A 23,130-nucleotide genomic window follows, 5' to 3' on the forward strand; every position below is an offset into this window, starting at 1 on the left:
AACAAGGAGACTTTCAATGGCGAAACCGGTACCTCCCCGCAAATACACGGCCCGGGACACCACGGTGGATTTGCTGGTGATCGGTTCGGGCACAGGCCTGTCCGCAGCACTTGCGGCTGCGGAGCTGGGAACATCAGTTCTGGTGGTGGAGAAAACCGGGTTTGTCGGCGGTTCCACCGCCCGGTCCGGCGGCGCCTTCTGGATCCCCAACAATCCCGTGCTGAAGGAATCAGGTGCCGCTGACACGCCTGCACGGGCGGAGGCGTACCTGGACGCCGTGGTCGGCGGCACCTCGCCGCAGGACCGGTGGCAGACCTTCCTGGCCAATGGAACTGCCACGGTGGAGATGCTGCGGCGCACTACCCCCATGCGTTTCCTCTGGGACAAGGAGTACTCCGACTATCACCCCGAGAAGCCCGGCGGGTCGGCCATGGGCCGCAGTTGCGAATGCCGCCCGTTTGACGCCAATACCCTCGGCGACGAGCGCAGCCGGCTACGGGGCGGAACCATGGAAGCCGGCCTGCCGATGCCCATTACGGGCAAGGACTACCGGTGGCTGAACCTGATGTCCAAGGTGCCGGTCAAGGGGCTGCCCACGGCCGTGAGGCGCCTTGCTCAAGGTGTGGCGGGCCGTGCCCTGGGCCGGGACTACGTCGCCGGCGGACAAGCTCTGGCCGCCGGGCTGTTCGCCGGAGTACTGCGCGCCGGTATCCCGATCTGGACCGAAACTTCGCTGGTGCGGCTCATCACCGAGAGTGGGCGGGTCACCGGAGCGGTGCTGCAGCAGGACGGGCGGGAAGTCACTGTTACTGCCCGGCAGGGTGTGGTGCTGGCAGCCGGCGGCTTTGACCATGACATGGCCATGCGCCACGAGCATCAGTCCCCGGCGCTGGAAGCATGGAGTTTCGGCGCCGAGGGAAACACCGGCGACGCCATCAAGGCTGCAGTCGAAGCAGGAGCCGGCACGGATCTGATGGACCAGTCCTGGTGGTTCCCTGCTGTCGCACCCCTTCCGGGCCGGGCTCCGTCGGTCATGCTGGCCGAGCGCTCCCTGCCGGGATCCTTCATTGTGGACGGCGGCGGGGAACGGTTCGTCAACGAAGCCCAGGACTACATGTCCTTCGGCCAGCGGGTGCTCGAGCGGGAGCGGGATGGCAACCCGGTCGGCAGCATGTGGATGGTCTTTGACCAGGAATACCGCAACAGTTACATTTTGGCCGGCGGCCTCTTTCCGCGGATGCCGCTGCCGGACAAGTGGTACGAGGCCGGTATTGCAGCCAAGGCGGACAGCCTGGGCGAACTTGCGCGCAGCATCGGGGTCCCTGAGGATGCCTTTACAGCTACGGCGGCACGGTCCAACGAATTGGCCGGCGCCGGCGTCGACCAGGATTTCCAGCGCGGTTCCAGTGCCTACGACCGCTACTACGGCGACCCAACCGTGAAGCCGAATCCGAATCTTCGGCCGCTCGGCGGAAAGACGTACTACGCCGTCAAGGTTGTCCTCAGCGATCTGGGTACCTGTGGCGGCGTGACCGCCGATGCCCGGGGCCGGGTGCTGGATGGAAAGGGATCCGCTATCGGAGGGCTGTATGCCATCGGAAACACGGCTGCCAACGTGTTCGGCAAGAGTTATCCCGGTGCCGGCGCCACGATCGGGCAGGGACTGGTCTACGGCTACGTGGTGGCCCACGATGCCGCGGAGCAAACCTCAGAGGCGCCCGGCGCCAGCCAGGACGCCGTCGACGTCTCCTGATTTCACGAACTCCTGCTCCCGGGCCGACCTGCGGCTAGGGAGCAGGGGTCGGTGCCGACTGCTGAAGTTCCCGTGAACGCAGAGCACCCTGGGTGATCAGCAGGGCCGCCGCGGATGCCAGCCCGGTCAGCAGTGCCGCGGGTGCTATGGACGCGAGATTCTGCAGTTGTACGGTCAGCGGTGGCAGGTCAGGTTTGACGGGCATGCCGGTCTCCGGATCCACGTTGGGCGCCCAGCCTGGAACCGGTACGGCCTCGAAGGCTCCGCCCATCCACAGGAGTCCGATTCCGATGAGGATTCCGGTGAGAATCCATGCGGCCCGAAAGGGTTTACGCCGGGGCTGCGGCCGGAGCGGATCGGCCACTCGGGCGTTGTCCTCCAGGGGGCTGCCGGCCTCTCCTCCCGCAGGGTCACGCACTTCGCGGATGTACACGCCGTCGCTCCGCTCCTGCCAGGAGCCGGTTCTTTCACTGTTATCCATGTCGGCACCCTAGCCCGGCGCCCGAATCCAGCGGTACACCGACCCGCCCGGCAGGATGGAAAGCTCCAAGGTCTTGTAATGCCTCTCGATTATCGATAGCTTTCTTCTGTTAATCAATCGAAGGAGGCCCGTCATGGGAAAGTTCACGTCATGGGAAAGCTGACTATTCTGGCGCTGCGCATAGTGCTGGCGGTGGTGCTGGCCGGAACCCTGTTTGTGCAGGCCTTCATGGTGCCGCTGCTGGCACGTGACCTGGCTGAAGCGGGACCGGACGTTGATGCCGTGCGGCTTCCGGTGGTTGTCATTGTCGTCCTCGGGATCATTGCCGTGCAGGTCATTCTTGTCTGTGTTTGGTGCCTGCTCACCATGGCGCGGCGGGGAACTGTCTTTTCACCGGCAGCTTTCCGCTACGTCGACGTCGTGATTGGGGCCGTGGCCGCCGGTGCCCTGCTCCTGTTCGGTCTTGGTGCAGTCCTGGCGCCGGGCGAAGGGGTCGCTCCCGGCGTCGTCCTGCTGATTGGAGGCGTGGGCGTGGCCGTCGCCGGGGTGGCATTGATTGTCCTGGTGCTGAGGGCCCTGCTGGCACAGGCCGTGGCCATCGACGCAGAAGCCACCCACTTGCGCACCGAGCTGAACGAGGTGATCTGATGCCGATTATCGTGGACATCGACGTCATGCTGGCCAAACGCAAGATGCCGGTGGGCGTGCTGGCCGAACGGATCGGGATTACTCCGGCAAACCTGGCCGTCCTGAAGAACGGCCGTGCCAAAGCCGTTCGCTTCACCACGCTGGCTGCCCTTTGCGAGGTCTTGGAGTGCCAGCCGGGAGACTTGCTGCGCTGGGAACCGGGCGACGGCTCCGACACCGATGACGACGGCGGGAGAGTCAGCGGCGGGGAGGTTAGCGGCGGGAGAGTCAGCGGCGGGAGAGCCAGCGGCGGGGTCGACGGCGGGAGAGTCAGCGGCGGGGAGGTTAGCGGCGGGAGAGTCGACGGCGGGAGAGTCAGCGGCGGGGCCGGCGGCGGGAGAGTCAGCGGCAGGATCAGCGACGCCGTGGGTACGTCCGTAGTTGACCGGACCCACGGGCGGTAGGGAACAATGGCCGGGTGAGTCTTCCCCCGGTACAGCCCCCGAAATCAAAGCCCGAGCCCAAGTCTTCCCTGAAAGCCGCCAACCCGGCCACCGACCGCGTCTGCGCTTTGATCGCCGCAGAACTAGGAGTGGCGGCGTGGCAGGTGCGTGCCGCCGTCGACCTGCTGGACGGCGGCGCAACAGTGCCCTTCATTGCCCGCTACCGCAAGGAAGCCACCGGAACCCTCGACGATACGCAGCTGCGTGAGCTCGATGAGCGGCTGCGGTATCTGCGTGAGCTGGAGGACCGCCGGCAGGCGGTCCGGGAAGCCATCGACAGCCAGGGCAAACTGACGCCGCAGCTGAGTGCGGCAATAAACGATGCGGATACCAAGTCCCGGCTCGAGGACATTTACCTGCCGTACAAGACCAAACGCCGGACAAAGGCCCAGATTGCCCGTGAGGCAGGACTGGAACCACTCGCTGACGCGCTGCTGCAGAACCCGCTGCTGGCTCCGGAACAGGCCGCAGCCGGTTACCTGTTCGACGCCGTTCCGGACGCAGCCGAGGCACTCGCCGGAGCGCGGGCAATCCTGATTGAACGGGCGGGACAGGACGCGGACCTGCTCACCGAACAGCGCGAGCGGCTGTGGAAACAAGGGCGGATGCGCTCGCAGGTTAAGGCGGGCATGGAAGCCGAAGGCCAGAAATTTGCCGACTACTTCGACTTTGCCCAGTCACCCTCGGGCATGCCCTCGCACCGGGTTCTGGCACTGCTGCGCGGCGAAAAGGAAGGCATCCTGGACCTGGGCCTGGCGGAGGCCGACCCCGCGGACGCAGCAGCGCTCGACGCCGCCCGCCGGAAGTACGAGCGGGCCGTGGCTGCCAGTCTCGGGGTTGCCGACCGCGGGCGGCCGGCGGACGCGTGGCTGGTCCAGACAGTGCAGTTGGCCTGGCGCCGGATCCTGGCCAAGCTCTCCGTTGACCTGCGCGTACGGCTTTTCGCCTCGGCCGAAGAGGAGGCAGTCCGGGTCTTCGCGGCGAACCTGCGAGATGTCCTGCTGGCCGCTCCGGCGGGAAACCGGGCCACACTGGGGCTGGACCCGGGCCTGCGCACCGGTGTGAAAGTAGCCGTGGTGGACGGTACCGGGCAGGCCGTTGCCACCGACACCGTGTATCCGCATGCGCCGGCCCGCAAATGGGATGACGCGCTGGCCCGCCTGACTAACCTGGTGCAGAAATACGGCGTGGAGCTGGTCGCTATCGGCAACGGCACCGCGTCCCGCGAAACCGACAAGCTGGCCACAGAGCTGATCCGGCTGCTGCCGCAGGCCGGGCTGCAGAAGCTGGTGGTTTCCGAGGCCGGCGCGTCGGTCTATTCGGCGTCGGCCCTGGCCTCGGCAGAGCTGCCGGGGATGGACGTTTCGCTGCGCGGGGCAGTGTCCATTGCGCGCAGGCTGCAAGATCCGCTGGCCGAGCTGGTGAAAATTGATCCGAAGTCGATCGGGGTGGGCCAGTACCAGCACGACGTCGGAGCGGCCAAGCTGGAACGGTCGCTGAACGCGGTGATTGAGGACTGCGTCAATGCCGTCGGCGTCGACGTGAACACGGCGTCGCCGGCCCTGCTGACCCGGGTGGCCGGCGTCGGGCCGCTGCTGAGCGAGAACATTGTGGCTTTCCGCAATGAGAACGGTCCGTTCGCCAGGCGGGCAGATCTGAAAAAGGTGCCGCGGCTGGGCGCAAAGGCGTTTGAGCAGTGCGCCGGCTTCCTGCGCGTGACCGCCGGAACAGAGCCGCTTGACGCCTCGAGCGTTCATCCGGAGTCCTACGGCATTGCGCGCCGGATCCTGGCTGCGGCCGGGACAAAAATGAGTCCGGCCGGTGCGGCCCTGGAAAACCTGGATCCGTCTGCGTTTGTGGACGAGTCCGCGGGACTGCCAACAATCCTGGACATTGTGGCCGAGCTGCGCAAACCCGGCCGCGACCCGCGTCCGGCCTTCCGCACGGCCACCTTCTCCGAAGGAGTCGAAAAGATCACTGACCTCCGGGCCGGCATGGTGCTGGACGGCGTGGTCACCAACGTGGCTGCCTTTGGTGCCTTCGTGGACGTGGGCGTGCACCAGGACGGGCTGGTCCACATTTCCGCCATGTCCAGCACGTTCATCTCCGATCCGCGCGACGTCGTGAAGTCCGGACAGGTGGTCAAGGTGAAGGTGCTGGAGGCTGACCCGGAGCGCAAGCGCATCTCTTTGACGCTTCGTTTGGACGACGACGCCGCCGGTCCGCGGGGTGCGCGGCCGCAGCGGACCGGCCCTGCTGGGGACGCCGGGAATAAGGGCGACAGGAACAGGGACGCCGGGAATAGGGACGCCGGGAACAGGACCGCTGGGAACAGGGGAGCCGCGGGCAGAGATCCGGGACCAAAGGAGACCGCTGCAAAGGACGCGGGCAAGGGTGCAGCGCCCCAGCGCGGCAATAAGGCGGGCACCCCGGCGCGGGGCACCAGCCGCCGTCGTCCGCCTGCTGCCGCTCCGGCTGCTGCCGTTCCTCAGGGGCCGATGGCCGAGGCGCTGCGCCGCGCAGGACTGGCCTAGACAGGACTGGCCTAGATACGACCGGCCACAGGAGGGGCTTGCCTCAGGCAGGTCAGCCGTCGGCGGATTCAGGGTCTTTCAGGGCGTCCTCGGGCGCTGAACCGCTGTCCTCCCCGGGGCCGGAGCCGTCCGAGTCGCCGGAATGACCGGCGGGAACTGTGCCGCCCGGAGCGGTGCCCTGATCGTCACGGATGTTGTCGGCGCTGTGCTCGGAAGAGCCGGGCCGGCGCGGGTCTCCGGTGGGTTCGGGCTGCGGGGCGCTGGGCCCCAGCGGATCCTCGTCATTATTGGCAGGGCCGGTGGGTTCAGTGGTCACGTAGTGTCCTCTCTCTGCGGGAATTGTCGAGACTACCACTGGCATGCACCGTCAGCCCGGCCGCACCGGAGTGGCCGGTTCCGCGGCAGAGGGCATCAGGTTCCAGGTCTGGAGCCTTCCGCACATCCCGTACACGGGCTCCGCGGAGGTGGGCGAGGCGGAACGGACGACGGCGTTGTGCAGGTGGCTGCCGTCGGCGCGGCTTAGCTGCTCCAAGTGCTCCAGACTCTGCCGGGCCTGTGCCAGGGGACCGTTGCGGACAAGGGCGCTCCAGGTGCCGACCTTGTCCTGAACGAGTGCTGCCGCCTGCCGGTAAAGATGCTCCAGCGCCTGCGGTCCCTCGGCCTCCACCCGGGAACGCAGGGCCAGGAAACCTTCCATTGCAAGGTCCCGGCGGGCAACTACTGCGGCTTCCCGGGCTTCCACCGTGCCGTCGCCGGGCAGCGTGGCGGCCAGGCGGTACCTTTCCGGATCGTCAAGGTACGGTTCCGGAAAGGTGAGAACGGCGTCGCCGTTTTCGGGCAGCCCCGAATTGCCCATGACTGCGACGATTTCCAGGGCTCCGTCGTCGTTGACTAACCGGTGCACCGTTCCGGGAGTGAACCACAGAACCGTTCCGGGCGTGAGCGGATGCTCATCGAATCCGGTGGAGCTCAGCGTCTGAACCCGGCCGCGGCCCGCCACCACCACGTAACTTTCTGTGGTGGCGGTATGAAGGTGCGGACTGCCGCCGCACTGGCCGTCCACTGCGTCCCAGGTGTACACGTTGATGCGCGTGACGCCGGTGCCGCCGGGAAAACCTGCCGGTGTACCGCCGGGCGCGGACAGCATCAGCGGCCCGCTGCCGCGGACGAGCCCAGCAGGTGCAGGCTGGCAGCGGCCAATTCCGCCGAGCCCTCCAGACCCCGGTCCTCATCCGCAATGACCACGGCATATTCATAGGACAGGCTGGTGCCCGGTTCGAAAGTCAGCTCCGTGGAGTAATACGGGGAGGGGCTGACGACGGCGAAGATACCGGTGCGGACAAACCACTCCGTGTTCTCCCCGCCGGGATAGGAGTTGTTCGGGGAATCCACGAACACCAGGGTGGAGGCGCCGCCCTCTCCGTCATGCCGGCCGCTGAACGCCATCCAGGGGGAGCGGATTCCATTGAGGTCATCTCCGCCTTCACGCCCGGGCACATAAACGGAGCCGCCCGTGAAGGACCGCGGGCCGCGCCAGAACAGCCCGCCGTAGCCGGCGTTTTCGCGGCCTTTCGTAGTGGGACTCCCCATCACTATCTCCGCCCCGGAGACGTTCGTGAAGCGGGTGGAATAGGTCAGTGTCCAGGCGCCCTGCTCCCCGCTGTCGAGCACCTCGACTCCAAACCGACGCTCTTCACGGACCCACAGTTCTCCGCCCTGGGTGACCCACTCCAGGTTTTCCACTACGGAGATGCGCTCGGGACCCACCTCCAGGGAGGTGAACTCCACGTGGTTGGTGGAGCCGTTGTTTTCCAGCTGCTCGTAACCGCGGCCGCGGTTGTACGTGGGGCCGCCCCAGAAGTTCTCCGTACCGACGTTGGGAAGGGACCACGCCATTCCCTTGTGCCACAGGTGGTCATGGGGACGGTAGGTGCTGACTTCCCTGCCGCCCAGGGTCGTCAGGGGGTGGAAATAGGGGCGGGGGGACTCAAACTGGGGGTCCCACGGGCCGTAGACATACCGGAAGATCTCCGTGCCGTCGAAAGCCACCCGCAGGCTTCGGCCGTGCTCGTGATCCAGGGACAGCCCCGGGCGGCCCGGTTCGGTGAGGGTGGAGTGGGGCTGGGACATTAGTGGCTCTCTTTCACGTCGGCCCACGGCGCGGCATTGCCGTCCATGGTGCCGTAGAAGGGGGAGGTTGAATCTATCTGGCCGCGCACCACGGGTTTGCGCGTGAACGCAGAGGCATAAATGGCAGCCACCAGCTCCATGGTCAGCCGGGAGTCGGTGCTGCTGACCGGAGGCACGCTGCCGGTCTCGAGGGCGTCAAAAATGGCGGCAAACTGCGAGGAATGTCCTGAGGGCCGGCCCGTCAACCCCTCTTTCCACTGGCGTTCCAGGTCTTCGTGGCCGGGGGCCGGGGTGAGAGCCCAGCTGTCATCCGAGTATCCGTACAGGTGCTCGAGCTCAACGGTGGCACCGCTGAAATCGAAGCGCAGGTAGCTGGTTTCGTTCGGGGCCAGGAGGCTGTTGATGACGGTGGCAACGGCGCCGTTCTCGAAGCTGACAATCGCGGCGGAGAAGTCCTCGGTATTGGTGGGAAGTGCCTGGCGGGCAGCGACGGCCGTAACTTCGCTCCAGTTTCCCAAAATTGAAAGCAGGAGATCGAACTGATGGATGCCGTGGCCCATAGTGGGTCCGCCGCCTTCCACCAGCCACTGCCCCCGCCACGGCAGGTCGAAATAGCTGTCGGGCCGGTACCAGAGGGTGTTGCAGATCGCAGCCAGGGGGCGGCCCAGATCCTCCCCGCCCATCAGCCGCTTCAGATTCTCCGCCCCGGATCCAAAGCGGTGCTGGAAGACCGTGGCGAAAAAGGCCTCGGACGCGGACTCGGCCTCAGCGATTTCGTCCATGTCCGCCAGAGTCAGTGCAGGAGGCTTTTCAGACAGTACATTCACGTTGCTGCGGAGCGCTTCAACGGCCTGGCCCTTGTGGAAACCCGGCGGCGTGCACAGATGGACCAGGTCCAGCTCCTCGGCCGCCAGCAGCTCCGTCAGGGAGGAATACCGGTTTGGGATGTCCCACTTATCGCAGAACTCCGCGAGCCTCGCGGGATCGATGTCGACGGCGGCCACCACCTGTGCCCTGTCGCTCAGGGTCGACATGCTCTGGGCATGTGCGTGGGCGATGCCGCCGGTGCCAACGATGGCTGTGCGGAAGAGGGGACGTGTCATGTGCGAAGGCTCCAGGGATAGGCAGAAAACATAGAGGCAACAGACCGCCAAGAAAGGCCTGCCAGGGCCTTGGAAAGCGGCTTCCGATGGGCCTACCCTTGTACAGAATTGTGGTGGTGTCAATCACATGTGAGCAGGCCCTGCGGCACCTGGGGGTCCTGGAAGGGGCCCTTGGGGGTTCAGGAAGGTTAGGGAAAAGGTTAAGGAAAAGGGCCGGAGACACTGTGTGTCCCCGGCCCTGTGCACGGCCTGTGTACGGCACGGCCCCGGCTCTGTGCACGTCCCGGCCCCGGCCCTGTGCACGTCCCGGCCCCGCGACCCTGTGCACGTCCGCTGTTCGTCCGTGAACGGCAGAGGCGCGGCCCTGCCTGCGTGCGATTGCCTAAGCGCGGGCCGCCAGCTTGCCCAGCAGGGAGTCGCCCAGACTTTCGAACAGTTCACGCGGGTTGTTCCAGATCTCTTCGGCACCGGCGTCGCGCAGTTCCGCTTCACTGGTGCCGCCGCAGAGCAGGCCGATGGTGGGGATCTCCAGAGCCGCGGCTGCCTTCACATCCCAGACCGAATCTCCAACAAAAACCGTGTCCGAGGCTGCCAGGCCGGAGGAATCCAGCGCAGACTGCAGAATGTTCGGTGAGGGCTTTGACTCTTCGGCATCGGCTGAGCTGGTGGCGGCGCTGATGGCGGAATCGGCGTCAATCACTGTGCGCAGCACCTTCAGCTCGGCGTCGGACGCAGATGACGCCAGGACCACCGTCAGATCCTTATCGGCACAGATCGACAGGAGCTCACGGGCGCCGTCAAAGGATCGAAGGGACGGCCACCAGGTGGAAAAGATGGCCCCGTGAGTTGAGTCCAGCTGTTCATCCCGGTCCTCGTCGCGGTCACCGAGCAGGTGCTCCACGAGCTTGTCTCCGCCCATACCGATGGCCCGGTGGATGGCCGACATGGGGACGTCGTAGTCAAAGCGGCGGAAGGCCTGCCACCAGGCAACAGCGTGCAGATAGTTTGAATCCACCAAGGTTCCGTCGACGTCGAAAAGCACGCCGCGCTTCACGGTACTGCCGGCCATAATATGTTCCTCCCATTGAGTGCGCTCAGGTTTTGAGTCTATTCCTACCGGGATCCCCGTCGGCGGGCGGCATGCCGTGCTGACGCGGTCCGAGGAAGGCAGTGAGCTGTGCCTCGAGGTCCGCCCGGTCCTTGAGTTCGCATTCCCATACGGTGAGGGACTCCCATCCGGCTGCGGACAGGGACTGGACCGCCGCGGCATCGCGCTGAGCAGTCCGGTTTCGCTTTTCCGACCAGAAAGCGCTGTTGGTCTGCGGGGCGTGCCGGCCCGCAGGACAACTGTGGAGGTGCCAGAAACAGCCGTTGACAAAGATCACCTTCCGCCGCGACGCGAAGACCAGATCGGGCTTCCCGGGCAACAAGGTTCCCCCCGCTGCACCGTGGAGGCGGAAGCGGTACCCGGCGGCATGGAGAAGGCGCCGGACCAGAAGCTCGGGTTTGGTGTTTTTGCTGCGGATCCGGGACATATTCCGGCTGCGCTGTTCAGCACTGACGGTATCGGCCATGGTTCCAGTCTATGCAGGGGCTGTGGCCGGGATGACGGTGGGAGGTGCCGGTACCGCGACTTCCCCTAGGCACCGGCAGGGCAGGCGTCCTACGTTGGCTAGACAGGTTAAACACGTGAAGGGTCAGCCAGTGGCATCGATTCGAATTCTGGGTACCGGGGGCACCATAGCGTCCCGCAGCACGGCGGGAGGCGGGCTGGTGGCCTCGGAACGCGTTGAGGAACTGATCAAAACACTCTCCCGCCGGCACACGGTCAGCGTCCGGGACATCATGGTGAGCGGAAGTTACCGGCTGCAGTTCTCGCATCTGCGGACCATCGCGCAGGCCGCCCGCAACGCCCTGCTGGATTCCACGGTTGACGGCGTCGTCATCACGCACGGGACAGACACCATGGAGGAGACGGCCTTCCTTCTGGATTTGGTGCATGCCTCCCCGAAACCCGTGGTGTTCACCGGCTCAGTGCGGCCCGCGGACAGCGTAGCTCCGGACGGTCCGCTCAACCTTGAGGAAGCTGTGGAGGCTGCCGCGTCACCGGATTTGAGGGGCGCGGGCGTGCTGGTGTCCTTTGCCGGTGTGATTCGCTCGGCCCGGGGTCTTCGCAGCACCAGCACACAGGCAGCCAATCCCTTTGCCGGCGGCACCGAAGTGGCGCACTTTATCGGGGACACCCTGCATGTGACCGCGCGGCCGCTCCGCCCTGCTCCGCTGGCCATGCCCAATGAGGACTTTGACACGACGCGGGTGGAGATCATCGACTGTTCCCCGGGCGCCGGCACCGATCTGTTTTCCTACGCCGTCCGAGCCGGCAGCAATGCCGTGGTGCTGGCCGGAACGGGGCTGGGCAACGCCGGGCCGGGCTTTGCGGAGGCGGTCCAGGATGCCGTGCGCGCCGGGTGCTTCGTTGTCCTCAGTTCCCGGGTTCCGGAGGGGCCGGTCGTTCCCACCTACGGGGACGGGGGAGGGATTGACCTGGTACGTGCCGGAGCGATTCCCTCCGGAGATTTGAAGCCGCCGCAGGCACGCATCCTCGCGGCGCTGCTGACATCGCAGCCGGCCACTCCCGAACAGATCCTGCATGCTCTGACGGCAGCTCCGGGAGGAGCGGCTGCCGGTTCCGCAAGTGCTGCAGACACGGTGTAGGTGTTTTGTGAATCGGAGGGTCCCACTGTCCCTAAGCTGGCTTACTATTAAGGGCACGAGTGGTACCCCTTACAAGGAGGTAAGAGATGTCGGGCTACTTCAAGCTGGTAGACGCACATGACGGCGCGTTCCGGATCAAGCTCATTTCCGGTGACGGCGCGTTGATGGCGGTGTCAGCGATGTTCCCTACAAAGCAGGAGGCAGTTGCGGGTATTGAGCTGCTGCGGGAGATTGCCGGGACGGGGCCGGTGGTTGATCAAAGCTCCGATGCCGACGTGCTCGGCGACGCCAGCCGCAATGAAGGAAGGGCACGGGCCTCCTAGCGGCTTTTACCGAATGAGCGGGTCCATCAATTAGGCCTTGGGTTTCCCACCGGAAACCCAAGGCCTTTGTGCTGCACATATTCAAGTTGCTGCATATTCAGGATCCTGCTGCGGGGCTTACGGTTCCCCGCTATTTCTTCCCGTCCGGGTCATCTCCCTCAGCGGGTTCCTGCGTGTGCCGGCGCTCGGAGTCAGGCGACTGCGAGGTGTCACCTTCCGAGGGGGCCTCGTTGTGGATGCGGTCCTTGTCTTCATTGCCTGCGGGCGTTTCCTTCTCAGTCATGGTCTTCTCCAGTCAAGTCGAGGCGGACACAGGCTCTGCGCAGGATTGGTCCTCTGCGAAGAGCAGCTATAGGCCCAGTCTAGGAAACGTCGTCCCCCCGCAGAAAGGGGCAACCGCCAAGTGGGTGCCGGGAGAGGGAAGACACCCCGGGCGCGTACCGTCATTCCGGTGAGTATCCTCCCTAGCCAGAGGGGAAAGCTGCCGGTAGCGTGAACCGGATGCAGCCAACCAAAGACGCAGACGTCATTGTTGTAGGGGCCGGGCTGGCGGGGCTCGTGGCCACCGCGGAGCTGATTGACGCCGGCCGTTCCGTCATCTTGGTGGAGCAGGAGGGCGAGGGCAGCCTCGGCGGACAGGCCTGGTGGTCCTTCGGCGGGCTGTTCCTGGTGGACAGCCCGGAGCAGCGCAGGCTGCGCATCAAGGACTCCGTCGAGCTGGCGTGGCAGGACTGGCTGGGCACTGCGGGCTTTGACCGGCCCGAGGACTATTGGCCGCGCCGCTGGGCCGAGGCCTACGTCCACTTCGCTGCCGGAGAGAAACGCTCCTGGCTGCACGGTATGGGGCACCGCATCTTTCCCGTTGTCGGCTGGGCCGAGCGCGGCGGCTACGGTGCCACCGGTCCCGGCAACTCGGTGCCGCGCTTCCACATCACCTGGGGCACAGGGCCCGGAGTTACCGCCCCGTTTGAGGCCAAGGTGCGCGACGGCGCCGACCGGGGTGTGGTGCGCCTGGCCTTCCGGCACCGGATGGAGGAGCTGACGGTGGTCAACGGCGTCGTCACCGGAATCCGCGGCGCCGTGCTGGAGCCGACGACGGCGGCCCGCGGCACCGTGACCAGCCGCACCCGGGCGGGCGACTTTGAGTTCTCGGCCGGCGCCGTCGTCGTGACCACCGGAGGTATCGGCGGCGACCATGACCTGGTGCGTGCCGCCTGGCCGGAACGGCTGGGCAGCCCGCCGCACACGATGCTCAGCGGCGTACCCGGACACGTGGACGGCCGCGGCATCACGGCCAGCGCCGCCGCGGGCGGGCGCGTCATCAACCCGGACCGCATGTGGCACTACGTGGAGGGCATCAGGAACTGGAACCCCGTCTGGCCGAACCACGGGATCCGGATCCTGCCCGGGCCGTCCTCGCTGTGGCTGGACGCGGCGGGGAACCGGCTTCCGGTGCCGCTGTTTCCCGGATTCGACACCCTGGGGACCCTCGAGCACCTGCGCACCACGGGGCACGACTACAGCTGGTTCATTTTGAACAAGGCAATTATCCGCAAGGAATTCGCCCTCTCCGGCTCGGAACAGAATCCGGACCTGACAGGAAAATCAGTGCGCGATGTCCTCGGCCGGGCGACGGCAGGCATTCCCGGTCCGGTGCAGCAGTTCCTGGACCACGGCGAGGACTTCATCACGGCCGGTTCCGTGGAGGAGCTGGTTGCCGGGATGAATGCACTGGCGAAGGACTCCACCGATGGACAAGCGCCGGTGCTCTCGGCTGAGGCCGTGCGCGGGGAGCTCGTTGCGCGGGACCGTGAAATAGCGAACCCCTTCAGCAAGGACAGCCAGGTCACGGCCATCCGCGGAGCCCGCAGCTACCTGGGCGACCGGCTGATCCGGACTGCTGCTCCCCGCCCAATTCTGGAACCCAAAGACGGGCCGCTGATCGCGGTCCGGCTTTCGGTGCTGACCCGCAAAACGCTGGGCGGGTTGGAAACGGACCTGGACTCCCGCGTGCTCGGTGCCGCCGGCGAACCGGTCCCGGGACTGTATGCGGCCGGCGAGGCAGCCGGTTTCGGCGGCGGCGGCATGCATGGCTACCGTTCCCTGGAGGGGACGTTCCTGGGCGGGTGCCTGTTCAGCGGCCGGGCGGCCGGCCGGGCGGCCGGCCGCTAAGGATTACCGGTCGGTGCAGGCTCAGTACGCCTGACCGAATTTTTTGGCGTGCCGGTACTGCTTCATGGCCGCGAAATACGCAGGAGCGGGTGTCACATACAAAAGCACGGCGGCTGCCAGGATCAGCACCATTCCTGCGATGCCCAGTGCGGTTGCCGCTGACGGGACCAGCAGGGACAGCAGGGACAGGACGGCGAAGACGGTCAGGACAATGCGGGCCCAGTTGTGGCCCTTGCGGATAAAAATGGCTACCAGGAGGGTGATGGCCACGCTGATGACTGCCGTGATCACCAAAAAGGCGACGGTAGCGGCGATGGCATCATCCACGGTGAGTCCGGCGACGTTTTGCCGCTGCAGCTCGGCTTCGGTCTCCGCCCGGCTTTCGGGGCTGTTGAAGGCCGCAATCGTGAGGGGCACGCTCACCACTGAAATAAGGAGGGAGGCTATGAGCAGCCAAAAGGATATTTCCACCTGCTTGGGCCGTACCGGAGCCGCCGGCGCGTCAGGTGTTTGACCCCCGGCGTAGGCGTTGTAGTTGTAGTTGTTTTCCTGCGGCGTCTGCTCAGACATGCTTTCCCCTATAAGCCGGCTACGTGCAGCAGGTCTGCCGCATCTGCCCTCCAGCGTAGTGGGGGCCCGGCCCGTGCGCCTCAGCACTAAGACTGGCTTTGAAAACTGTTCTTCGGGAAAGGATCTGGTCCTTACGGCTGAACCGGGGCACGCAGAAAGGGCCGGGTCCGGCGGTTAACCGGTCCCGGCCCTCTCGCTGAGAACCTAGGCGCCGAGTCCCAGCAGCGCCGTGTAGGAGGACTGCGCGCCCGGAAGCGTCGCAGCCAGTGCGCCGGCCCGGGCGGCGAACTCGGCGGCGGCCGGCAGGGAATCACCGGCAGCCAGCCGGGCAGCGGTGGCAGCCGTGAAGGCATCGCCGCAGCCGGTCGTATCCACTGCCGTTACCCGGGTTGGGGCCGCGGCAACAATCCGGTCCGCCCCTTCAGCGGTTCCGTCCAGCACGACGGCGCCGTCCCCGCCCAGAGTGATGACGGCCCGGTGAATGCCCAGGCGGGCGAAGGCAGCAATGACGGCTTCCCAGTCCGCGGCCGGGTCGGCCAGCCCGGAAACCTGTGCCGCCTCGTGGGCGTTGACCAGCAGGACGTCCGTCAGCGCCAGCAGCTCGGCGGGAACCTCGCGGTACGGCGAGAGGTTCAGCAGTACGGTGGCACCGGCGTCGTGCCCTGCCTGGGCCGCAGCTGCCACCGCTTCGAGCGGGACTTCCAGGCTCAGGCAGAGGACGGCGGCGTCGTCGAACAGGTCCGCCGGAAGTTCAGCACCGGTGACGGTGCCGTTGGCGCCGGGGGAGACAATGATGGTGTTCTCACCGGCAGCATCCACGACGATCATGGCAGTGCCGGTCGCCGTATCCGTCCGGCGAAGCACCCGTGAGGCATCTACCCCTGCATCAGCTGCTGCCTTCAGCAGGAGATCTCCGTGGCCGTCAGCGCCGACGGCGCCGAAGAGCCGTACATCTGCGCCCAGAATAGCCGCTGCAGCGGCCTGGTTGGCGCTCTTGCCGCCCGGGACAATCACCAGTTCCGAGCCGTTGAGCGTTTCTCCCGGGGAGGGGAAGCGATCGGTGCGGACGGTCAGGTCAGCGTTGAGCGAGCCAACAACTACAACTTTTCCGGCGGTCATGCGGGGATTCTCCTAGGTGGGGATCAGCGGGTGCCGGCGTCGGCTGAAACTTCAGCGTGGACCGGCTTGGGAATCAGGAAGGACGAGGCAAGGGCCAGTCCGAGAATTACCAGACCGGCAATGATACCGCCGTAGTAGCCTTCGGTGCCGGAACCGTCGGCTGCGGTGGTCGCCGTCTTCACGGCGTAAATTACCGCAAAGCTCAGGCCTGCGCCGAGGTTGAAGGCTCCCGCGTTCAGGCCCGGCAAGAAGCCGGGGTTCTCCTTGGGGGAGAGCACGATGCCCAGGCCGTTGAGCATGATGTTGCCAATTCCGGCATAGGTAATACCGATCAGCACCGAAACGCCCAGCAGGCCGAGCTTGGAGTCGCTGCCGACCACCAGGAGCATCAGCGCCAGGGCGATCACGGAACCGATCATGCCGATCCGGAGTACCTTGCCGTAGCCCCAGGTTGCGGCCAGACGGCCGGCAAACGGGCCGATCAGCAGGCCGGCGATGGCATACGGGGTCAGCGTCCACCAGGCGGATTCTTCGGCGCCGAGACCAAAGCCGACGACGCCGTCCTGGGCGAGGGCCGGAATGATGCCGTTCATGACGGCAAAGACACCGGTCATGGTCAGCAGCGTGGTGAGCAGCAGTGACCAGGTGGAACGCTGCTTGAGCAGGTGCGTGGCCACCAGCGGGTGGTCGCTGCGGTTCTCGACCTTCCAGAACACGGCGAAGGCGATGACGGCAATGACGATCAGACCAATGACCAGGGGCCAGTTGGCTGCGGCCAGCTTGCCGGCCTCGTTGAAGGCGGTCAGCAGGGTGCCCACCGAGATGACCAGGGGAACAACGCCCACCCAGTCCATCTTTTCCTTCTTTTCGGCCGTGGACTCCGGAGCCAGGAAGATCAGCAGGGCGGAGGCAATGGCGCCCACGATGGCCATGGCCCAGAAGACCGAAGCGAACCCGTGGTTCTGGGCGAGGTAGCCGCCTGCAATGGCGTCCACGCCGGCGATGCCGCCGTTGACTGCGGTAATGACACCCATCAGGGTGCCGTAAAGCTTCGGCTCGCGGATTTCCACGCGCAGCATGATCAGTGCGAGCGGAACTACGGGGCCGGAGACACCCTGGATGAGGCGGGCGATGAACAGCACCTCGATGCTGGGCGCCAGCGCGGCCACCACGGAGCCGATGGTCAGGACCACGAGCATGCCGCCGAGGACCTTTTTGCGGCCGATGATGTCGCCAAGCCGCGGCAGGAACAGGGAGAAGAGGGCGGCGGACGTGAAGAATGCCGTCTGGCTCAGGCCAACCGCCGCTGAAGTGGTGTTGAGTTCCTCTTCGATGGTGACCAGGGCGGGGGACAGCATGGAGGCGTTCAGCTGGAACGCGACGCAGGCGGCGAGCAGTGCCGTCATCAGGACGGCCACGTTTACGCGGCGCTGGGATGTTTCAGTCACAGGTCCACCTCTCCAATCCGCTCCAGGGCGTCCACGATCAGGTCCCAGAACTTCTGGTGGTCCAGATCGACGGCCACGGAGGTGTTGCAGTCAGCGGGCGCCGGCGCGCGGAAGTCAGCCACCGTCATGCCCAGGGTCAGGGTGCCGGTCAGCTCCACGTCCAGCGGAACCCGCCGGGTGGTCATGACCGAGCGGTCAATGACGTAGGCGACGGCGCACGGGTCGTGCACCGGCGGGAAATCGAAGCCCTGTGCGTCCTTGTACGCGTGGCCGAAGAACTCCAGGAGCTCTCCGACAAACTTTGCGGGCTTGGTGCCGACGGCGGCGATGCGGTCGGCTACCTCGTCCGTGGCCAGCGCCTGATGTGTCAGATCCAGGCCGACCATGGTCAGCGGCCACTTCTCGTTGAAGACGATGTGTGCTGCTTCGGGGTCGATTTTGATGTTGAACTCGGCCACCGCGGACCAGTTGCCTACGTGGTAGCCGCCGCCCATCAGGACAACTTCCTTCACACGTTCGGCGATGCGCGGTTCCTTGCGCACGGCCAGGGCAATGTTGGTCAGCCCACCGGTGGGGACCAGCGTGACCGTTCCGGGCTCATGCGCCATGACGGTTTCGATGATCAGGTCAACGGCGTGACGCGGGTCCAGCTCGATGGCGGGTTCGGGCAGTTCGGGGCCGTCCATGCCGGATTCACCATGGATATCCGGAGCATTTTCGATGGTCCGCACCAGGGGGCGCGGACTGCCCGCAGCGAAGGGAACGTTTGTGATATTTGCAACACGGGCAATTGCCAGCGCATTGCGGGTCACCTTTTCCAGCGTCTGGTTTCCGACGACGGTGGTCACCGCCAGAAGGTCGATCTCCGGGCTGCCGTGTGCCAGCAGCAGGGCGACCGCATCATCATGACCGGGATCACAGTCCAGGATGATTTTGGTGGGCATAACATCTCCGCTTCGTTGAGGTTCTAGCTAAGGGACCCGTAAATCCCGGTGGTGCAGTGCCCTTCCGGTTGTCCGGTCTCGCCGCCGCAGCGGTGCGGGACGGACCGGGCCGCGACCCAGTGCAGCACGCAGCGGAACGGGATCAGGCAGGGGCCGGAAGACGGTTCGAGGGGCGGCACTGGCCCCTGAAGGGGCGGGCACTGCATTAAAGATAGCGACGATTTTCACCCCGCATTTCCCGCTGTTGTTCCCGGGTCCGGTTGCTGCCTGCGCTGATTTGCGTCAGGCCGGGACGGCGCTTAACCTATGCGCTGCGCTCTGCGCAGCAACTGGATCCGCGGCGCCGGATTCCCTCCTGTTGCGGAGCCCCCGCGTGGAGGAATCCCTTTTGACAGGATCGCCTAGGAACGGGCCAGACGGGAAGCCAGCGCGAGCCGGACGGTCGGCCATTCGCTCTTGATGATGGAGAAGACCACGGTGTCCCGCAGCGTTCCGTCCCGCCAAATCTCATGGTTGCGCAGGACGCCGTCCTGCTTGGCGCCCAGCCGGGCGATGGCCGCGCGGGACTGGTGGTTGTGCCAATGGGTGCGGAACTCCACTGCGATGCAGTCCAGATCCTCGAATGCCCGCGTGAGCAGCAGCAGCTTGGCCTCGGTGTTGATCGGCGTCCGCTGGGCACTGGCAGCAAGCCAGGTGGAGCCGATCTCCAGCCTGCGGTTCTCGGTGCGGACATTGAGGTAAGTGGTCATGCCGCAGAGTGCTCCGGTGTCGGTGCGGCGGATGGCCCAGGGGACCACCGAACCCGCGGCCTGCCGTGCCAGCCGTGCCTCGACTTCGTGGGCCATGCCGTCCGGCGACGGGATCCGGGTGTACCAGGTGTTCCAGAGCTCGCCGTCCTTCACCGCTTCGATCAGTCCGGGGACGTGGTCAGGAGACAGCGGTTCGAGTGCCACGTGCGCTCCGGCCAGCGGGACGGGGACAAGGAACGACGGCGGTGCCGGCTTACGCTGCTCAATCATGGGAACAGCGTAAGCCGGGCAGCGTAAGCCGGGGCGCTGGTGAAGCGCTCTGTTACGGCGTAAGCCGCAGTGTCAGCGCAGAACAGGTTCGGCGTCGGCCGCGGCGGGGGTTCCGGGGCGATTTCCTGTTTCCACCTCGGCGGGCTTCGGAATGAGGAAGGACACCGCCAGAGCCAGTCCGAGAATGATCACGCCGGCGATGATGCCGCCGTAGTAACCTTCGGTGCCGGAACCGTCGGCTGCTGTGGTGGCAGTTTTCGCGGCGTAGATCACCGCGAAGCTCAGGCCTGCGCCGAGGTTGAAGGCTCCCGCGTTCAGGCCCGGCAGGAAGCCGGGGTTCTCCTTGGGGGAAAGCATGACGCCCAGGCCGCTGAGCATGACGTTGCCGATGCCGGCATACGTGATGCCGACCAGTACCGAGACGGCCAGCAGGCCGAGCTTGGAGTCGCTGCCGACGACGGGGAGCATCAGCGCCAGGGCGATGACGGAGCCGATGGTGCCGATGCGGAGTACCTTGCCGTAACCCCAGGTGCCTGCGAGGCGGCCGGCGAAGGGGCCAATGATCAGGCCGGCGATGGCGTAGGGAGTAATGGTCCACCAGGCGGATTCTTCGGCCCCCATGCCGAACCCTACGATGCTGTCCTGTGCCAGTGCGGGAAGGATGCCGTTCATGACGGCAAAGACACCGGTCATGGTGAGGACGGTGCTCAGGAGCAGTGCCCAGGTGGAACGCTGCTTGAGCAGGTGCGTGGCCACCAGCGGATGGTCGCTGCGGTTCTCGACCTTCCAGAACACGGCGAAGGCGATGACGGCAATGACGATCAGACCGATGACCAGCGGCCAATTGGCCTCGGCCAATTTGCCGGCCTCGTTGAAGGCGGTCAGCAGGGTGCCCACCGAGATGACCAGGGGAACAACGCCCACCCAGTCCATCTTTTCCTTCTTTTCGGCGGTGGAGTCGGAGGCCATGAGGATCAGCAGGGTGGAGGCGACGGCGCCGACAAGTGCCATAACCCAGAAGACCGAAGCGAACCCGTGATTCTGGGCGAGGTAGCCGCCTGCAATGGCGTCCACGCCGGCGATGCCGCCGTTCACAGCGGCAATCACGCCCATCAGGGTGCCGAGCAACCGGGGCTCATGGATTTCCACGCGCAGCATGATGAGCGACAACGCGACCGTGGGGCCGGAGACTCCCTGGATCAGGCGGGCGATGAACAGCACCTCGATGCTTGGTGCCAAAGCGGCCACCACGGAACCGATGGTGAGGACCACGAGCATGCCGCCGAGGACCTTCTTGCGGCCGATGATGTCACCCAGCCGCGGCAGGAACAGAGAGAAGAGAGCCGCGGACGTGAAGAACGCCGTCTGGGTCAGGGCGACCGCCGCCGACGTCGTATTGAGTTCTTCCTCAATGGTGACCAGGGCCGGGGACAGCATGGAGGCGTTCAGTTGGAACGCCGTGCAGGCAGCCAGCAACGCCGTCATCAGGGCAGCCACGTTTACGCGGCGTTGGGTTGTTTCACTCACAGATCTATCTCACTTCGTTAAGGGCAGGACCCGCCCAGGTCTAGGAATTTCTCATGGTCCGGATTGAGGGACGCGGAGTTGAGGGACACGGGGCCGTTGCAATGTCGGTTTCGCGCAGACGCCGGGAATGCCGTCGGCTATCTCGTCCGTGGGCCTGCGCTGGTTGCGTCAGCTCCAGACCGAACAGGCAACCATGGTCAGCGGCCACTTCCGTTGAAGAGAGGCAGCGGCGCGAAAACCACATTCACCGGCCAGCGGGACGAGGACAGGGAATCATTGCTGTGCCGGCCTGTGCTGGTCAGTCATGGGGATACGAGTCCTCGTCGCGGTCTTGCCGCACAGGGGCGGCCGGGGCAGCCCCAGGCCGCTGCGGCTGGTTGCTGCCAGCGGCGGGGGCACTGACCTGAGATGCGGGCACGACGGGGTTCGGTTGACGCCACCAGAGGAGCAGGACTACGCATGCCCCCGCCAGGCATGCTGCCAGCGGCCACAGCCATGCGTCATCAGGCACGAGTAGGGTGCTGTCCTGCTGCCAGGGCCAGAGTGCGCGAAGGGAACCGAGGATCAGTCCGGTGGCTGCCAAGAGGACAGCCCGGCGCCGTACTCGCAGTAGGTAACCAAGCAAACGGACAAAGGAGACCAAGCCTAGAATGGCGCCGGCAATAAAGAGCGCCAGGTAGCCATAGTCTCTGGTGCTGACAGCCTCAAGCGTTGGCTCGTACATGCCGAAAGTCAGCAGGATGAAGGAACCAGAGAGGCCCGGCAGTGCCAGAGCGCACACGGCAACTGCTCCGCTGAGGATCAGAGCCCACCATGGAGGATCCTGAATCTGCAGTGCCGGTATCCCCAGCAGCATGAACACAGCGGCAGCAACGAGAAGCACCACGGCAACGCCGTTGATCCTTCCGGCACGCGTGGCCGGTCCGGCTTGCCTCACCATGCTGATCGGTACGAGGAGGCTGGCTGCCACCATGCCGAAAAATAACGCGCTTGCGATGGTCGCCTGGTTCTCAACGAAGGAATGCAGTGGCCCCGACAACGTGGCCAGAGCCAGGAACATGCCGGCAACCAGCGGCAACACCAAACTCCATTCGACCGGTGCAAACCGACGCGCAGCCGCGCTTCGGCTCCCTCTGAAGACGAGCTGCGAGAGGCCGCTGATGAGGTGGTTGGCCGAGGCAATTAGCCGATCGAATATTCCGAGGACCAGGGCCACCGTGCCTCCGGAGACTCCCGGTACCAGTTCGACCAGTCCTATGAGGGCTCCCCGGGCGCCGTGGGTGATGGTTGACCGGATGGTTGGCCGCGGAACCGGCGGTGGAATTTCGGGGGAGGGGTGAGGGGAGGCCATTGACTTGAGATTACTAGCAGCGGAAGCAGCCACCAATTTTTGAGATGCCGGGAATATCAGGATGCACCGGAGAGTTTGAGAAACTAGATGCAAACACATGAATTTCAGGAGGTCGCCGCGATGGCGGATCGCAGAATCGTAGTAGTAACAGCAGGCTTGGGTGTTCCTTCGTCAAGCCGGATGCTGGCCGACCAGCTCGGCGCGGAAGCACGCGCAGCCTTTGAAGCCGCCGGCGCCTCTGCAACGGTCAGTACCTTCGAGCTGCGGGAGTATGCCGTGGATATCGCGAACAACATGGTCACGGGCTACGCGGCGCCACATTTGGAGGCGCTGATTTCCGAAGTAGTCGGAGCCGACGCGCTGGTGGCCGTAACCCCGGTGTTCACGGCGTCCATGAGCGGCCTGTTTAAATCCTTCTTTGACGTCATCGACAACACCTCGCTGGATGGCAAACCGGTCATCCTGGGAGCGACCGGCGGCAGTTCCCGGCACTCGATGGTCCTGGACTTCGCCCTTCGGCCCATGTTCAGTTACCTCCGTGCCCGGGTCACCCCCACCGCTGTCTACGCCGCACCGGAGGACTGGGGCACCGGCGAAGCCGGAACGACGCCGCTGGACGGCAGGGTGCGACGTGCGGCCGCAGAGCTTGTGGCCCTGTTGGGGGATCAGCAGCCTGCAGCCCGCACCGGGGCGGCGGCGTCGCTGCCGTTTGAGCAGCTGCTGGCCCAGACCCAGCGGGGCTAACGCTGCCGTCCCTATCCCTGGTTATGGACCGGAACTAGACTCGTTTGGAGCCGGCCGATCACCTTGC

22 protein-coding genes and 1 pseudogene are annotated in these 23,130 nt (G+C 65.6%); 8 read left to right on the top strand and 15 right to left on the bottom strand.

The genetic code is table 11. From position 1 onward, the window contains the following. The first annotated feature begins 16 nt into the window (after positions 1–16). A complete protein-coding gene (locus tag M1D40_RS02715) occupies positions 17–1,753 on the top strand; it encodes a 3-ketosteroid-delta-1-dehydrogenase (RefSeq protein WP_461170111.1) in 1,737 nt (578 codons plus the stop codon). Between the two features lie 34 nt (positions 1,754–1,787). Here the strand turns inward: M1D40_RS02715 and M1D40_RS02720 are convergent, their stop codons facing one another. Next, a complete protein-coding gene (locus tag M1D40_RS02720) occupies positions 1,788–2,234 on the bottom strand; it encodes a hypothetical protein (protein WP_461170112.1) in 447 nt (148 codons plus the stop codon). 150 nt (positions 2,235–2,384) lie between these two features. On the opposite strand from M1D40_RS02720, the gene M1D40_RS02725 reads away from it, so the two are divergent. From M1D40_RS02725 to M1D40_RS02735, 3 genes and pseudogenes are all read left to right on the top strand, one after another. Further along, positions 2,385–2,882, top strand: coding sequence for a DUF2975 domain-containing protein (locus M1D40_RS02725; protein WP_461170113.1), 498 nt, complete (start codon positions 2,385–2,387; stop codon positions 2,880–2,882). Further along, positions 2,882–3,100, top strand: a pseudogene (locus M1D40_RS02730) (helix-turn-helix domain-containing protein); the annotation flags it as partial. The gene M1D40_RS02725 and the pseudogene M1D40_RS02730, both read left to right, overlap by 1 nt. Positions 3,101–3,393: 293 nt before the next feature. Further along, on the top strand, positions 3,394–5,898 hold the full coding sequence (locus M1D40_RS02735; RefSeq protein WP_461170987.1) for a Tex family protein: 2,505 nt from the start codon (positions 3,394–3,396) through the stop codon (positions 5,896–5,898). Positions 5,899–5,950: 52 nt separating this feature from the next. Here M1D40_RS02735 and M1D40_RS02740 read toward each other — a convergent pair whose 3' ends face one another. The 6 genes from M1D40_RS02740 to M1D40_RS02765 all read right to left on the bottom strand — a co-directional run bounded on the left by M1D40_RS02740 (position 5,951) and on the right by M1D40_RS02765 (position 10,705). Beyond that, positions 5,951–6,214: a hypothetical protein gene (locus M1D40_RS02740; protein ID WP_341395631.1), complete on the bottom strand. Its 264-nt coding sequence runs from the start codon at positions 6,212–6,214 to the stop codon at positions 5,951–5,953. 51 nt (positions 6,215–6,265) lie between these two features. Beyond that, positions 6,266–7,045 (bottom strand): cupin domain-containing protein, encoded by a 780-nt coding sequence (locus M1D40_RS02745; protein ID WP_461170114.1) that lies wholly within the window; start codon positions 7,043–7,045, stop codon positions 6,266–6,268. Further along, positions 7,045–8,028 (bottom strand): DUF6807 domain-containing protein, encoded by a 984-nt coding sequence (locus M1D40_RS02750; RefSeq protein WP_461170115.1) that lies wholly within the window; start codon positions 8,026–8,028, stop codon positions 7,045–7,047. Before M1D40_RS02750 ends, M1D40_RS02745 begins: the two co-directional genes overlap by 1 nt. After that, entirely contained in the window at positions 8,028–9,131 is a 1,104-nt protein-coding gene (locus M1D40_RS02755; protein WP_461170116.1) for a Gfo/Idh/MocA family protein, read from the bottom strand. Before M1D40_RS02755 ends, M1D40_RS02750 begins: the two co-directional genes overlap by 1 nt. Before the next feature lie 382 nt (positions 9,132–9,513). Continuing rightward, entirely contained in the window at positions 9,514–10,200 is a 687-nt protein-coding gene (locus M1D40_RS02760; protein WP_461170117.1) for an HAD family hydrolase, read from the bottom strand. Positions 10,201–10,225: 25 nt separating this feature from the next. Next, positions 10,226–10,705 carry a very short patch repair endonuclease gene (locus M1D40_RS02765; protein WP_341395626.1) on the bottom strand — a complete coding sequence of 160 codons (480 nt, stop codon included), beginning with the start codon at positions 10,703–10,705 and terminating at the stop codon, positions 10,226–10,228. Positions 10,706–10,835: 130 nt separating this feature from the next. Here M1D40_RS02765 and M1D40_RS02770 point away from each other — a divergent pair, with 130 nt between their 5' ends. Continuing rightward, the gene (locus M1D40_RS02770; RefSeq protein ID WP_461170118.1) at positions 10,836–11,846 is read left to right on the top strand and encodes an asparaginase; all 1,011 of its coding nucleotides are present in this window, start codon (positions 10,836–10,838) and stop codon (positions 11,844–11,846) included. Between the two features lie 86 nt (positions 11,847–11,932). After that, the gene (locus tag M1D40_RS02775; RefSeq protein WP_341395624.1) at positions 11,933–12,169 is read left to right on the top strand and encodes a YegP family protein; all 237 of its coding nucleotides are present in this window, start codon (positions 11,933–11,935) and stop codon (positions 12,167–12,169) included. A gap of 130 nt (positions 12,170–12,299) precedes the next feature. Here the strand turns inward: M1D40_RS02775 and M1D40_RS02780 are convergent, their stop codons facing one another. Next, positions 12,300–12,452 carry a hypothetical protein gene (locus M1D40_RS02780; RefSeq protein WP_341395623.1) on the bottom strand — a complete coding sequence of 51 codons (153 nt, stop codon included), beginning with the start codon at positions 12,450–12,452 and terminating at the stop codon, positions 12,300–12,302. Between the two features lie 218 nt (positions 12,453–12,670). Between M1D40_RS02780 and M1D40_RS02785 the strand changes: the two genes are divergently transcribed. After that, a complete protein-coding gene (locus tag M1D40_RS02785) occupies positions 12,671–14,341 on the top strand; it encodes an FAD-binding dehydrogenase (protein WP_461170119.1) in 1,671 nt (556 codons plus the stop codon). 21 nt (positions 14,342–14,362) lie between these two features. On the opposite strand, the gene M1D40_RS02790 is transcribed toward M1D40_RS02785, so the two are convergent. From M1D40_RS02790 to M1D40_RS02820, 7 genes are all read right to left on the bottom strand, one after another. Further along, complete coding sequence (locus M1D40_RS02790; RefSeq protein WP_461170120.1) at positions 14,363–14,911, bottom strand: hypothetical protein; 549 nt, start codon at positions 14,909–14,911, stop codon at positions 14,363–14,365. Between the two features lie 204 nt (positions 14,912–15,115). After that, a complete protein-coding gene (locus M1D40_RS02795) occupies positions 15,116–16,030 on the bottom strand; it encodes a ribokinase (RefSeq protein ID WP_341395620.1) in 915 nt (304 codons plus the stop codon). Positions 16,031–16,053: 23 nt separating this feature from the next. Next, complete coding sequence (gene uriT, locus M1D40_RS02800) at positions 16,054–17,478, bottom strand: uridine transporter UriT (RefSeq protein WP_341395619.1); 1,425 nt, start codon at positions 17,476–17,478, stop codon at positions 16,054–16,056. Next, positions 17,475–18,422: a uridine-preferring nucleoside hydrolase UriH gene (gene uriH, locus M1D40_RS02805; RefSeq protein ID WP_341395618.1), complete on the bottom strand. Its 948-nt coding sequence runs from the start codon at positions 18,420–18,422 to the stop codon at positions 17,475–17,477. The genes uriT (M1D40_RS02800) and uriH overlap by 4 nt, the downstream gene beginning before the upstream one ends. A gap of 401 nt (positions 18,423–18,823) precedes the next feature. Continuing rightward, on the bottom strand, positions 18,824–19,441 hold the full coding sequence (locus tag M1D40_RS02810; RefSeq protein WP_461170121.1) for a GNAT family N-acetyltransferase: 618 nt from the start codon (positions 19,439–19,441) through the stop codon (positions 18,824–18,826). A gap of 72 nt (positions 19,442–19,513) precedes the next feature. After that, complete coding sequence (gene uriT / locus M1D40_RS02815; protein ID WP_461170122.1) at positions 19,514–20,968, bottom strand: uridine transporter UriT; 1,455 nt, start codon at positions 20,966–20,968, stop codon at positions 19,514–19,516. Between the two features lie 298 nt (positions 20,969–21,266). After that, a complete protein-coding gene (locus M1D40_RS02820) occupies positions 21,267–22,319 on the bottom strand; it encodes a DUF368 domain-containing protein (RefSeq protein ID WP_461170123.1) in 1,053 nt (350 codons plus the stop codon). Between the two features lie 120 nt (positions 22,320–22,439). Here M1D40_RS02820 and M1D40_RS02825 point away from each other — a divergent pair, with 120 nt between their 5' ends. Next, complete coding sequence (locus tag M1D40_RS02825) at positions 22,440–23,063, top strand: CE1759 family FMN reductase (protein WP_341395614.1); 624 nt, start codon at positions 22,440–22,442, stop codon at positions 23,061–23,063. Positions 23,064–23,130 lie beyond the last annotated feature (67 nt).

It is taken from the genome of Arthrobacter sp. Z1-15 (assembly GCF_054792395.1).

Coding starts and splice junctions, on each gene's coding strand:
- M1D40_RS02745 (WP_461170114.1), bottom strand. CDS start 7,045: ATGCTGTCCGCGCCCGGCGGTACACCGGCAGGTTTTCCCGGCGGCACC.
- M1D40_RS02715 (WP_461170111.1), top strand. CDS start 17: ATGGCGAAACCGGTACCTCCCCGCAAATACACGGCCCGGGACACCACG.
- uriH (WP_341395618.1), bottom strand. CDS start 18,422: ATGCCCACCAAAATCATCCTGGACTGTGATCCCGGTCATGATGATGCG.
- M1D40_RS02790 (WP_461170120.1), bottom strand. CDS start 14,911: ATGTCTGAGCAGACGCCGCAGGAAAACAACTACAACTACAACGCCTAC.
- M1D40_RS02795 (WP_341395620.1), bottom strand. CDS start 16,030: ATGACCGCCGGAAAAGTTGTAGTTGTTGGCTCGCTCAACGCTGACCTG.
- M1D40_RS02780 (WP_341395623.1), bottom strand. CDS start 12,452: ATGACTGAGAAGGAAACGCCCGCAGGCAATGAAGACAAGGACCGCATC.
- M1D40_RS02725 (WP_461170113.1), top strand. CDS start 2,385: ATGGGAAAGCTGACTATTCTGGCGCTGCGCATAGTGCTGGCGGTGGTG.
- M1D40_RS02755 (WP_461170116.1), bottom strand. CDS start 9,131: ATGACACGTCCCCTCTTCCGCACAGCCATCGTTGGCACCGGCGGCATC.
- M1D40_RS02765 (WP_341395626.1), bottom strand. CDS start 10,705: ATGGCCGATACCGTCAGTGCTGAACAGCGCAGCCGGAATATGTCCCGG.
- M1D40_RS02750 (WP_461170115.1), bottom strand. CDS start 8,028: ATGTCCCAGCCCCACTCCACCCTCACCGAACCGGGCCGCCCGGGGCTG.
- M1D40_RS02825 (WP_341395614.1), top strand. CDS start 22,440: ATGGCGGATCGCAGAATCGTAGTAGTAACAGCAGGCTTGGGTGTTCCT.
- M1D40_RS02775 (WP_341395624.1), top strand. CDS start 11,933: ATGTCGGGCTACTTCAAGCTGGTAGACGCACATGACGGCGCGTTCCGG.
- M1D40_RS02760 (WP_461170117.1), bottom strand. CDS start 10,200: ATGGCCGGCAGTACCGTGAAGCGCGGCGTGCTTTTCGACGTCGACGGA.
- M1D40_RS02720 (WP_461170112.1), bottom strand. CDS start 2,234: ATGGATAACAGTGAAAGAACCGGCTCCTGGCAGGAGCGGAGCGACGGC.
- M1D40_RS02810 (WP_461170121.1), bottom strand. CDS start 19,441: ATGATTGAGCAGCGTAAGCCGGCACCGCCGTCGTTCCTTGTCCCCGTC.
- M1D40_RS02785 (WP_461170119.1), top strand. CDS start 12,671: ATGCAGCCAACCAAAGACGCAGACGTCATTGTTGTAGGGGCCGGGCTG.
- M1D40_RS02820 (WP_461170123.1), bottom strand. CDS start 22,319: ATGGCCTCCCCTCACCCCTCCCCCGAAATTCCACCGCCGGTTCCGCGG.